Raw genomic sequence first — 10967 nt, forward strand, 5'->3', positions numbered from 1 at the left:
AATGGCCTTTTCGCCACGCCGCCTGCAGCGTTCCGGAAAACAGAGTCGGTTTGGCTACGGGCGCTGAAAGGGCTGTTGCGCCGGGTGCGCAGCGCCTCCGACAGCTCCGGAACCATGTTGAAGCCAATCCTTTCCGGACCTGAGGATGATAGCGGGCCTACTCCGCCTCGACGGGCTTGAGGCTGATTGCACTGCGATCCTGACGCCAAAATAACCGGTCGCATGTCTTTTCATCACTGCCGCGACGGCGACAGCCATGACCGCTTCGAAGGCCTGCGACGGCGATGTGTTCGCCTGATGCAGCGGCGGGAGCGGCAGTGCCGCGTAACGGCGGGAACCATCGGGCGTGCTTGGCTATTAGATACAGGCGGCTGCTGGTTTGCCGGGCCAGGAGCCATAGCTATGATCATTAATCCCCCACCGGAAAGCGCCATCCCGGCATCCGTTCCGTCGGTCGATCCAAAAGCCGCCCCGACGCCTCGCAATGCCGAAGCGGAGGTCTTTTATATCGAGGCGATCCGCGAGCTTGTCACGACCGGCATCCCCTTTCTCGTCGCCGGCACCTATGCCGTAAGCGCCTATACCGGGATCACCCGCCTGACCAAGGATCTCGATATTTTCTGCAAGGCCGGCGACTGCCCGCGCATCCTCGCCCATTTCAAGCGGATCGGTTACGCCGTCGTGGTCGAGGACGACCGGTGGCTCGGCAAAGTGTTCAAGGGCACGCATTTTTTCGACGTCATTTTCGCCTCGATGAACGGCACAATGCCCGTCGACGACCTGTGGCTGGAGCACGCCCGCCAGGGCGAATTGCTGGGCAGCCAGGTGCGGATCATCGGCCCAACCGAGCTTATCTGGTCCAAAAGTTTCATCCAGGACCGCCGCCGCCACGATGGCGCCGACGTCGCGCACACCATCCTCAAGGCGCACGACCAGATCGATTGGCAAAGGCTGCTTTCCTACATGGAAGTCCATTGGGAAGTCTTGCTGATGCATCTCTTGAACTTCCGATGGATCTATCCGACGGAGCGAGACCGTGTGCCGGCGTGGCTGCTCGACGAATTGCTCGACCGGCTGGCCAAACAGCGCGAACTGCCGCCCTCCCGGATGCGGATCTGCCGCGGGCGCATGCTTTCACGAACCGACTATGAGATCGACGTCAAGGAATGGGGCTTTGCCGACGTCGGCGGTGAAGGAGAATATAGCGATGGCTGACGAACTCAAACCTGCTTCGGCAAAGGCGGAAAACGGCGGCACACTCAAGATCGCCGCCATCGGCGATCTGCATGTCGGCAAGGAGGACCAGGCGTCGTACCGCGATCTTTTCGGCGAGATGTCGCGCGAAGCCCAGGTTCTCGTGCTGACCGGCGACCTTACCAATCTCGGCAAGCCTCGGGAGGCCGAAATCCTTGCCGAGGAACTGCGTGCCTGCACGATCCCGGTCGTCGCCGTACTTGGCAACCACGACTATGAGTCAGGCGCCGTCGAGCAGGTCACCGACATTCTGCGCCAGGCGGGCGTTCATCTGCTCGATGGCGAGGCGACGGAGATTCACGAGGTCGGGTTCGTCGGGGTCAAGGGTTTCGTTGGCGGTTTTGGATCGCGCATGCTCGGCTCCTTCGGCGAACCGGCCATCAAGTCGATGGTGGCGGAAAGCGTGAACGAAGCGATGCGGCTTGAAAACGCGATGCGGCAGGTCCGCGCCAAACGCACGCTTGTCGTTCTTCACTACGCGCCTGTCGTCGAGACGGTCGAAGGCGAGCCGCTGGAGATCTTCCCGTTTCTCGGTTCGTCACGCCTGGCCGAGACAATAGACCGGTTCCAGGTCAGCGCGGTGGTGCATGGCCATGCGCATCGCGGCGCCTACGAGGGCCGCACACCGGGCGGGGCGACGGTCTATAACGTTGCCATGCATGTCGCCAAACCGACTGGCCGCCCCTACGCCATGCTCGAAATCTGACAGGCAGCGCCACTGGCGGAAGCAATCGCCCGTGCACGCTGCAGAACGATCATGGCAATTGCCGGGTAACAGCCATCCGCTTCGGTGGAATGTCGTTTTCATCCGGGTTGGGAACGGGATCCTCATCGGGGAGCCTGTCGGGGTCCGGCTCACGCACGGGCTTGGGATCGGGGATGGGAGGCGGTGGCACCGGGGTCGGTGTTGGCTCGGGTGTGGGAATAGTGGCCATCGTAATCATCTCCTCTTGGCGCAGAACAACGCAACGGGTCGGCTGGTTCCCGGCTTGCCCGTTTTTGGAACTACACCGTCGCGCCTGCGGGTCAGCCCATCTCCGGATTCGGCTGGCTGCCGCCTGACTTGCTTGACCGCAGCAGCAGCGCCAGCGGAACGAGCAGGGCGGTTGCCACCGCGCAGTAGCGGAAGACATCGACATAGGCGAGCAGCGTGGCCTGGCGAGCGATCAACTGACCAAGCCAGGCGATCGCCTGCTGCTTCGCCTCGACCATTGGCGAACCCTGGGCGACGAAATGCTCGGTCGCCTGCCGAAGCGCCTGCTGATAGGCGGGCGACGACTGCACGGTGTGGCCGACCAGATTCGATTGATGGATCTGGGAGCTTTGCGCAATGACGGTGTTGGACAGCGAGACGCCGATGCTGCCGCCGATATTGCGTGCAACGTTGATCAGCGCAGATGCCTGGTTGGTCTTCTGCGGGGGCAGGCCGACATAGGCCGCGGTCGAGATGGGAATGAACAGGAACGGCAGCCCGACCATCAGGAAAACACGGGCAAAGGCAAAGAAGCGGAAGCTGGCGTCCGGAGTAAGCGAGGTCATATGCCAAAGGGCCACTGCGACCACCGACATGCCCATCATGATCAGATATTTGGGCTGCACGATGCTGCCTACAAATCCGGACACCGGCATCAAGATCAACATGGCGATGCCGCCCGGCATCATCGAAAGGCCCGAGAGCGTCGCGGTGTAGGCAAATGTCGTCTGCTGCAGCTGAGGCACGATCTGGGTGGTGCTGAACAGGATAGCACCGACCGCCATCATGACCAGGAACGCCGTGCCGAACTGGCGCGTGAATAATAGGCGCATGTCGACGACCGGATCGCTGCGACTGAGTTCCCATGGGATAAGCAGCAGGAACGCGATCGCGGAAATCACTGCGAAAGTGGTGATGAAATCCGAGGCGAACCAATCGTAGCGCTGGCCCCGGTCGAGAAAAATCTCCAGGCACCCCAATGCCGTCGCTACCAGGACGAACCCGATCCCGTCGATCTTCAGGCCGCCTTTCAGCCGTTCCTTGCGTTCGCGTTCGAGTACGTCCGGTTCGACCAACAGCCATTGCACCAGGGCCAGCGACAGGATGCCGAACGGCACGTTGATGAAGAAGATCCAGTGCCAGGAGAAATGGTCGGTCAGCCAGCCGCCGATCGTCGGCCCGACCGTCGGTGCGACGATGACGGCAATGCCGTAAAGCGCGAAGGCCTGCGAGCGCTTTTCTGGCGGAAAGGTATCGGCAAGGATCGATTGCTCGCTTGGCGCCATGCCGCCGCCGCCGAGTCCCTGAAGGACCCTGAACAGGATGAGCAGTTCCAGGTTGGGCGCCAGTCCGCACAGCAGCGACGCGACGGTAAAGGTCGCAACGCAGAGCATGTAGTAGCGCTTGCGGCCGATGACGCTTGCCAGCCAGCCGCTGACCGGGATGATCACCGAGTTGGCAACGAGATAGGTGGTAATCACCCAGGTGCTTTCGTCCATTCCGGCCGCCAGGCTGCCGGCGATGTTGCGCAGGGCGACATTGGCGATCGAGGTGTCGAGCACCAGCATGAAAGTGGCGATGGAGACGACGACGGCGATAAGCCAGGGATTGTGCGTCCCGGCGGCGGATCGGCTTTCACCCTGATTTCTGGCGGTTTCGCCGCTCATCGCACCTTGACCGTCGGCACCACCGACAGGCCTGGCCCGAGAAGCACATCCGGCGGCTTGTCGAAGACGATCTTGACCGGCACGCGCTGCACCACCTTGACGTAATTGCCGGTGGCATTTTCGGCCGGCAGGAGGCTGAAGGCGGTGCCGCTGCCGGCCTGAATACTGTCGACGCGACCATGGAAGGACTTGTCCGGGTAGGCGTCGATATCGATGTCGACCGGCTGTCCCTGCCGCATCAGATCGAGCTGCGTCTCCTTGAAATTGGCCTTCACCCAGACCTCGTCGGGAACGAACATCATCAATACCTGGCCAGGTTGGGCGTAGGTGCCGTTAGCCGCAGAAATGCTCGTTGCCCGCCCGGCTGCGGGTGCTGTGATAGTCGTGCGTGACAGCGTCGTGCGGGCTTGCTCCTGGCTGGCCTTGGCCTGCTCGAGCTGCGCCTCGGCACTCCTGGCCTGTGCCTGCAAGACCGAAACCTGGCTTTTTGCCGAGGCGACATTGGCCTCGGCGCTGTCCAGCGCAGCCTGGTCCTGACGCAACGTCGATGCCGCCTGCTGCGCCTGCTGCTGCGTTGCCGTGCCCCTGGCCAGGAGTTCGCGATTGCGTTGATCCTCGGCCTTGGCGAAATCCAGCGCTGCCTTGGCCTGTGCAACCTGCCTCTGGGCAGCGTTTACCTTTGCTTTTTGAGCCTCGATCTGCGCGGCGACATTGACGATTTCGGCCTCGGCCGCGGCGACGCCGGCGTCGGCCTGCTTCAGGTTTGCCTGATAGTCGCTGTCGTCGATACGCAGGAGGACATCGCCCGCCTGTACGTGCTGATTGTCGGTAACCGCCAGCTCGGTAATGCGGCCGGCTATTTGCGCACCGATCGTCACTATGCGCGCATCTATGAAGGCGTCGTCGGTCGATTCGTACTGGCGAGCGTTCAGCCACCAGATCGCGATGCCTGCCACGACGAGCAACAGCGCAAGCGCGATGGCTGCGGCCGCATAGGGATGGCGCCTGAGAAAGCCGAGCAGACCGGCCTTTCGTTGCGAGGCATTCCCGTCGGGTTTTCCTGCCGGGGCTCTGCCGATCGCTCACGAGATTCTCGAACAGGGGCCGGTTGCTCCCGGGTTTCATTTACAGGCTCGACGTCTTGCTCGACGCGTTGAGGCTTCGTGTCCAACGGAATTGCTTTCAAGATTGATATTGCAGCCGCCGAAGCGGACGCAAAGCCAAACGGCAAGCTTCCGCAAAAGTTCCTGTCCGGAAACGGGTTCGGTTAACGGGTCGACATCGAACACAGGCGGGGGCGCGTCGGAATTCGAGCGCCGCTTCACCGGGCAGGTGATCCGTACGCCTCATGTTGCGGCGGTCCGGCCTTGTCAGCGCTCCATGGCGCGATAATTGCTCATATAGGCGTGGGCGAATTCACCTGTCGACAGGAGCCGACCATGAAACATCAAACACTCGACCAACTGCAGGCCGTCGCGGAAGTTGAGTCCTTCGCGGCGTATCCGGCGATGACTCGAACCCAGCGGATTGAACGTTGGGCGGAACTTCTCGAACAAAACCCGACGCGATGCCTTGGGGCGCTTCCAGGCACCGAATATATGAACAGGGAAGCGCGCGACAGATCGCGTGGCGCTGGGACGCCGCTCACTGTCGCCTTCGAGGATCCGGTTCTGCGTGCCATGGGCCTCAGCGATGATACCTATGGTGAGGCAAAGCGCTTCTTCGAACTGAGCGACCGGCAGTTGCACCAAATCGTCTGCCATTGCCATGTCGGCGCTACGATGCAAGCGAGATGGGCCGCTGCCAGGGTGCGCGGGATAGTTCGCGGCAACAGATTTGTTGCCTGGATGAAGGGCTTGATCGTGCATTGAGGCGGTACGAGGAACGGCGGAACACGCGTTCTTTCCGCGCCGTGGAGAGCGCTTCCGAACTTGGAAGGGCTCGTGCGCCGTCGGGCCGCGCAGATTGTGAAACTCCTTGACGCTTGGCTGCGCCTTGTCGCGGCCATGCGTCCGTCTTTGATGTGAGAATTTGAGCTGGCCCGCCACAGGTGAGAGCCTTCGTCTGACCGGTGGTCGAGCGCCGTCCAGGCCTGCCTGCGCGGCTACTAACGACGAATGATCCTGCGATCGGGGAAGATCCTGCGACCTGGCTAAACTAGCGATCGATTTCTCCGAACACGATGTCGAGCGAGCCGATGATCGCGGCAACATCGGCGATCATATGGCCTCGGGACAGGAAATCCATCGCTTGCAGGTGGGCGAAGGAAGGTGCGCGGATCTTGCATCGGTAGGGAACGTTGCCCCCGTCCGACACGAGGTAGACGCCGAATTCACCCTTCGGCGCCTCGACGGCGGCATAGACTTCACCGCTCGGCACGCGAATGCCTTCGGTATAAAGTTTGAAGTGGTGGATCGTCGCTTCCATCGAGCGCTTCATCGTGGCACGCGGCGGCGGCGTGATCTTGTGGCTCGGAATCGCGACCGGTCCCTGGCCTTCTGGTGAGCGCAACTTTTCCAGACATTGCCGCATGATCCGGACCGACTGGCGCATTTCCTCCATGCGGACGAGATAGCGGTCGTAGCAGTCGCCATGCTTGCCGACTGGGATATCGAAATCCATCTCCGAATAGCATTCGTATGGCTGCGCCTTGCGCAGGTCCCAGGACGCGCCCGATCCGCGCACCATCACGCCGGAAAAGCCCCAGGCCCAGGCATCATCGAGGCCGATCACCCCGACATCGACATTGCGCTGCTTGAAGATGCGGTTCTCGGTCAACAGCTCTTCGAGATTGTCGCAGACCTTGAGGAACGGATCACAGAACTTCCAGATGTCGTCTAGGAGTTCCGGCGGCAGATCCTGATGCACGCCGCCGACCCTGAAATAATTCGCGTGCATGCGGGCGCCGGACGCGCGCTCATAAAAGACCATCAGCTTCTCGCGCTCGGCGAAACCCCAGAGCGGCGGCGTCAGCGCGCCGATGTCCATGGCTTGCGTGGTGACGTTGAGGAGGTGCGATAACAGCCGGCCTATTTCGCAGAAAAGCACGCGGATGAGCTGTCCGCGTTTCGGAACCGATATTTCGAGGAGCTTCTCGGCGGCGAGACAGAATGCATGCTCCTGGTTCATCGGCGCGACGTAGTCGAGCCGGTCGAAATAGGGCAAGGCCTGCAGGTAGTTCTTGTACTCGATGAGCTTTTCGGTGCCGCGATGCAGCAGGCCGATATGGGGATCGGCGCGTTCCACGATCTCGCCGTCGAGTTCGAGCACCAGCCGCAGGACGCCGTGAGCGGAGGGATGTTGTGGCCCGAAATTGATGGTGAAGTTGCGAACTGCAGCCTCGGCCATGACAGTCCTCCGCGATCAAGCGGGCTTTGGTTCCGTGCCGGAGCCGGCTTGTCCGCTTTCAGCCGCTCACGTCGTCGTCTGGATGATCAGCGTCAGGGTGCCGTCGCCGTCGATATTAGCTGCGACGACCTGCGTGGAATTAAGCCCGTTCGCCGCCAACGCCGATGCCGCCTGCGGCGATGCGTCGATCGAACTTTGCAGGATGCGCAAATCCTCGGCGCTGGTCTGGGTGACGACGGCCTCCGCCTGTGCCTTGATTTCAGGAGGCAGATCCTCCATCGCCACGATTGTCACAGCGGTGAAATTCTGGGCGGAGAAGGCTTGGTCAGGTGTAGCCTGGTCGGGAGTGGTCCCTTCGGGCGTGGCTTGCTCTGGCAGGGTTTGCGGGGCCGTCGGCGGGACAGGGGCAAGCTCTGGTGCCACGGATTGCGCATAGACCGGCGAGGCAAGGGCCAGCGCCGAAAGTGTGGCAATTGTCGTCGATAGGCGCATGGCCGTTCCTTCCGTTTGCTCAGCGGACGATCAATTCGGTGACGACAAAACCATCGTGTCGAAATATGGTTCCGTGACGAGGTGATGTCTTGCCGAAAGCCGTGATTGTCGCGGAAAGCAGGGCGCGAAATCCGGCGTTGCCTGTCTCAGGCAGCGGTGTGGCTGCGATCGGGCTGCGGCCAGCGCTGCAACGCCTCACGGCCCTGAGCGGTCAGTTCGTAGATCCCGCGATCGGTGCGCGCGAACCAGCGATACACATTGTGCAGCAGAATCTTGGGCGCGTTCGGCAGCTTGGGCTTCAAGTCACGCGGCCGCTTTGGGCCGTCGGCGAGTGCTGCGGCGCATGCCAGTGCCTGCTGGCGATAGGCGGTCATGATCGGCGCACGCGAGCCGCCGCCGGCGACAGGATCTCCCTGCCGACGCCGATGTTCGTCGATCAGCTTCGAGCGGCGCCGGGGGTCCCGACGCGGAGCCAATGCCGTCGGGCTGAGCAGCACCTGAACCTCGCCGTTCGGCCGCACGCCAAGCAGGCCAAAGCCGAGCCGACGGCAGAGATTGCGGTATCTCACATCGCTCTCACGGCCCTTGCCACGGGCCGACATGCATGCCGCTAGCCAGACCTCGTCGCTCGCCGCCATACGGTCGACGCCCTGGAGCACCAGTTCGAGGTTGAACTTCAGCTTCAGCTCGCAGATGACGACGATCGGCGGAGAGTCGGCACTCAGCGCCAGCAGATCGCAGCCGCCGATCTCGCCCTTGACCATAAATCCCAGGCCTTCCAGGAAGGTCTTGACCGGGCTGTAGAGTGAAGTTTCGAGCATGGGCCTTTGTCGGCTGCGAATCATCCCGCCGATCGGCGGTTCAGCGCGATGATCGCTCCTTGCCGTTGAACAGGAGGTAAACGACGGTCGAGCAAGTGGTCAGAGCCGTGCCATGGCCGCTTGCCAATTTGGTATGCTGGTATAATGTGTACCTAAGGTAGCATGCTCCGCGTAGCTGCGCTGTGCTGGACATCCGGGCGCCCGAGACATCGTCCATGGCATCGTCATTTGAGCGGCGGCTCCCCTGCGTTCTCTAATCCGCCAACCGGCGGCAATGTGCATACAAGTCAATGGGATGACGATCGGCAGGGCCATCGTTGGAATTCAGGAGTAACGGACACATGACAACGATTGCGCTGTTTGGTGCGGGCGGCAAAATGGGTTACCGTCTGTCGACCAATTTTCGCGGATCTCCCTATACGATACGCCATGTCGAGGTCAGCGACGCCGGCCGCGAGCGGCTTAAGTCGGGCCTCGGCATCGATGCCGTCAGCGCCGATGAGGCGCTTGATGGCGCCGATGTGGTGATCCTGGCGGTGCCGGACACGCATATCGGCAAGGTCGCGGCGAACATCGAGAGCAAGCTTGCATCAGGCACGATGGTCGTCGTGCTCGACGCCGCGGCACCTTTCGCCGGGCATTTGCCGAAGCGGCCGGACCTGACGTATTTCGTCACCCACCCGTGCCATCCGCCGATTTTCAACGACGAGACCGACATGGCGGCGAAGAAGGACTATTTCGGCGGCGTCAAGGCCAAGCAACACATGGTCAGCGCCTTGATGCAGGGACCCGAGGAGGATTTCGCCAAGGGTGAGGCGATCGCCAAGATCATCTGGGCCCCGGTCATGCGCTCGCATCGCGTCACCGTCGATCAGATGGCGCTGCTCGAGCCCGGCCTTTCGGAAACGGTATGCGCTTCGCTGCTCGTCGTCATGAAGGAGGCCGTTGACGAGGTGGTGGCGCGCGGGGTCGACAAGCAGGCGGCGCTCGACTTCCTGCTTGGTCATATGAACGTGCTTGGCGCCGTCATCTTCGGCGAGACCAAAGGCGTGTTCTCCGACGCCTGCAACAAGGCGATAGAGTTCGGCAAGCCGGTGCTGATGCGCGACGACTGGAAGCGGGTGTTCGAGCCGGAGGAGATTGCCGCGAGCATTCAGCGCATCACTTGAGGGCAGCGACGCGTTCTCCGGAACATGTCACCTGAAATTGTCATTGACTCATTATACCAGTTGGCTTAGCTGTTCGATGGATCGGACCGTCAAGCTTCGCAGCAGGAGTCAGGCGCTGGATGAGTGGAGGATAGGGGGAGCGATCCGTCGAAGTGAAGCCGGCCAAGGGCTTGTGAATATGACGCGACCCGCCGCCTACGACTAACCAAATCGAATGCATATAGCCTTGGGGACAAGGCACAGATTTTCAACGGGAGGAATACATGAAACTGACACGCAGAATGACGCTTGCGGCTTTTGCCGGCATGCTGGCGCTTGGCACCGCCGCACCCGCCTATGCGGCGGATTTGATCGCCATCATCACGCCCTCGCATGACAATCCGTTCTTCAAGGCGGAAGCTGTCGGCGCGGAGGCGAAGGCCAAGGAACTCGGCTACGAGGCGTTGGTGCTCGTCCATGACGACGACGCCAACAAGCAGTCCGAATTGATCGACACGGCGATTGGCCGCGGCGCCAAGGCGATCATCCTCGACAATGCCGGCGCCGACGCCACCGTCGCCGCGGTGCAGAAGGCCAAGGACGCAGGCGTTCCTTCCTTCCTGATCGATCGCGAGATCAATGCCACCGGCGTTGCCGTCGCGCAGATCGTCTCCAACAATTATCAGGGCGCCCAGCTCGGCGCGCAGGAATTCGTCAAGCTGATGGGCGAGAAGGGTAATTTCGTCGAGCTCGTCGGCAAGGAATCCGACACCAATGCCGGCATCCGCTCCAAGGGTTACCACGACGTCATCGACGACTATCCGGACCTGAAGATGGTGGCGCAGCAGTCGGCCAATTGGAGCCAGACCGAGGCCTATTCAAAGATGGAATCGATCCTCCAGGCCAATCCCGATATCAAGGGCGTGATCTCCGGCAACGACACGATGGCGATGGGCGCTCATGCGGCACTTGCCGCTGCCGGCCGCAAGGACGTCATCGTCGTCGGCTTCGACGGGTCGAACGACGTGCGCGACTCGATCACCTCCGGCGGCATCAAGGCGACAGTCCTGCAGCCGGCCTTCGCGCAGGCGCAGATGGCGGTCGAGCAGGCCAACGACTTCATCAAGAACAAGAAGTCTCCGGCCGAGGAAAAGCAATTGATGGATTGCGTCCTGGTCAATGGCGACAATGCCGCCAAGCTGGAGACGTTCGCGCTCACCAACTGAGCCGGCGTAACATCAAGCAGCAAGGGACGAGCCTCCGG

Annotated in this window: 10 protein-coding genes; 5 read left to right on the forward strand and 5 right to left on the reverse strand. The window is 61.8% G+C overall.

Translation table 11 applies throughout. The annotated features are described in order from the left end of the window. The first annotated feature begins 402 nt into the window (after positions 1–402). Positions 403–1215, forward strand: a complete 813-nt coding sequence (locus NKH49_RS16795; RefSeq protein ID WP_352539322.1) for a nucleotidyltransferase family protein — start codon at positions 403–405, stop codon at positions 1213–1215. Beyond that, the gene (locus NKH49_RS16800; RefSeq protein ID WP_352926806.1) at positions 1208–1960 is read left to right on the forward strand and encodes a metallophosphoesterase family protein; all 753 of its coding nucleotides are present in this window, start codon (positions 1208–1210) and stop codon (positions 1958–1960) included. The genes NKH49_RS16795 and NKH49_RS16800 overlap by 8 nt, the downstream gene beginning before the upstream one ends. A gap of 320 nt (positions 1961–2280) precedes the next feature. On the opposite strand, the gene NKH49_RS16805 is transcribed toward NKH49_RS16800, so the two are convergent. Both NKH49_RS16805 and NKH49_RS16810 read right to left on the reverse strand, forming a co-directional pair. Then, positions 2281–3894, reverse strand: coding sequence for a DHA2 family efflux MFS transporter permease subunit (locus NKH49_RS16805; protein ID WP_352539321.1), 1614 nt, complete (start codon positions 3892–3894; stop codon positions 2281–2283). Next, positions 3891–4850 (reverse strand): HlyD family secretion protein, encoded by a 960-nt coding sequence (locus tag NKH49_RS16810; RefSeq protein ID WP_352926809.1) that lies wholly within the window; start codon positions 4848–4850, stop codon positions 3891–3893. The genes NKH49_RS16805 and NKH49_RS16810 overlap by 4 nt, the downstream gene beginning before the upstream one ends. Positions 4851–5333: 483 nt before the next feature. Between NKH49_RS16810 and NKH49_RS16815 the strand changes: the two genes are divergently transcribed. Continuing rightward, positions 5334–5765, forward strand: coding sequence for a hypothetical protein (locus NKH49_RS16815; protein WP_023675469.1), 432 nt, complete (start codon positions 5334–5336; stop codon positions 5763–5765). 286 nt (positions 5766–6051) lie between these two features. Here the strand turns inward: NKH49_RS16815 and NKH49_RS16820 are convergent, their stop codons facing one another. From NKH49_RS16820 to NKH49_RS16830, 3 genes are all read right to left on the reverse strand, one after another. Continuing rightward, a complete protein-coding gene (locus tag NKH49_RS16820) occupies positions 6052–7242 on the reverse strand; it encodes an NADH-quinone oxidoreductase subunit D (protein WP_352501918.1) in 1191 nt (396 codons plus the stop codon). A gap of 66 nt (positions 7243–7308) precedes the next feature. Then, positions 7309–7734: a hypothetical protein gene (locus tag NKH49_RS16825; RefSeq protein ID WP_352469585.1), complete on the reverse strand. Its 426-nt coding sequence runs from the start codon at positions 7732–7734 to the stop codon at positions 7309–7311. A 146-nt stretch (positions 7735–7880) separates the two neighbouring features. Beyond that, positions 7881–8555, reverse strand: coding sequence for a DUF2161 domain-containing phosphodiesterase (locus NKH49_RS16830; protein ID WP_352488814.1), 675 nt, complete (start codon positions 8553–8555; stop codon positions 7881–7883). Positions 8556–8896: 341 nt separating this feature from the next. On the opposite strand from NKH49_RS16830, the gene NKH49_RS16835 reads away from it, so the two are divergent. Together NKH49_RS16835 and NKH49_RS16840 are read left to right on the forward strand one after the other, a co-directional pair. After that, the gene (locus NKH49_RS16835) at positions 8897–9724 is read left to right on the forward strand and encodes a phosphogluconate dehydrogenase C-terminal domain-containing protein (RefSeq protein WP_352469587.1); all 828 of its coding nucleotides are present in this window, start codon (positions 8897–8899) and stop codon (positions 9722–9724) included. Between the two features lie 263 nt (positions 9725–9987). Next, positions 9988–10929 (forward strand): D-ribose ABC transporter substrate-binding protein, encoded by a 942-nt coding sequence (locus NKH49_RS16840; protein ID WP_352469588.1) that lies wholly within the window; start codon positions 9988–9990, stop codon positions 10927–10929. Positions 10930–10967 lie beyond the last annotated feature (38 nt).

The organism is Mesorhizobium sp. M1088 (genome assembly GCF_040318575.1).
Taxonomy (GTDB): Bacteria; Pseudomonadota; Alphaproteobacteria; order Rhizobiales; family Rhizobiaceae; genus Mesorhizobium.

What these genes read in the sequence shown, in the direction of transcription:
- NKH49_RS16795 (WP_352539322.1), top strand. Translation starts at nt 403, where the DNA reads ATGATCATTAATCCCCCACCGGAAAGCGCCATCCCGGCATCCGTTCCG.
- NKH49_RS16800 (WP_352926806.1), top strand. Translation starts at nt 1,208, where the DNA reads ATGGCTGACGAACTCAAACCTGCTTCGGCAAAGGCGGAAAACGGCGGC.
- NKH49_RS16805 (WP_352539321.1), bottom strand. Translation starts at nt 3,894, where the DNA reads ATGAGCGGCGAAACCGCCAGAAATCAGGGTGAAAGCCGATCCGCCGCC.
- NKH49_RS16815 (WP_023675469.1), top strand. Translation starts at nt 5,334, where the DNA reads ATGAAACATCAAACACTCGACCAACTGCAGGCCGTCGCGGAAGTTGAG.
- NKH49_RS16820 (WP_352501918.1), bottom strand. Translation starts at nt 7,242, where the DNA reads ATGGCCGAGGCTGCAGTTCGCAACTTCACCATCAATTTCGGGCCACAA.
- NKH49_RS16825 (WP_352469585.1), bottom strand. Translation starts at nt 7,734, where the DNA reads ATGCGCCTATCGACGACAATTGCCACACTTTCGGCGCTGGCCCTTGCC.
- NKH49_RS16830 (WP_352488814.1), bottom strand. Translation starts at nt 8,555, where the DNA reads ATGCTCGAAACTTCACTCTACAGCCCGGTCAAGACCTTCCTGGAAGGC.
- NKH49_RS16835 (WP_352469587.1), top strand. Translation starts at nt 8,897, where the DNA reads ATGACAACGATTGCGCTGTTTGGTGCGGGCGGCAAAATGGGTTACCGT.
- NKH49_RS16840 (WP_352469588.1), top strand. Translation starts at nt 9,988, where the DNA reads ATGAAACTGACACGCAGAATGACGCTTGCGGCTTTTGCCGGCATGCTG.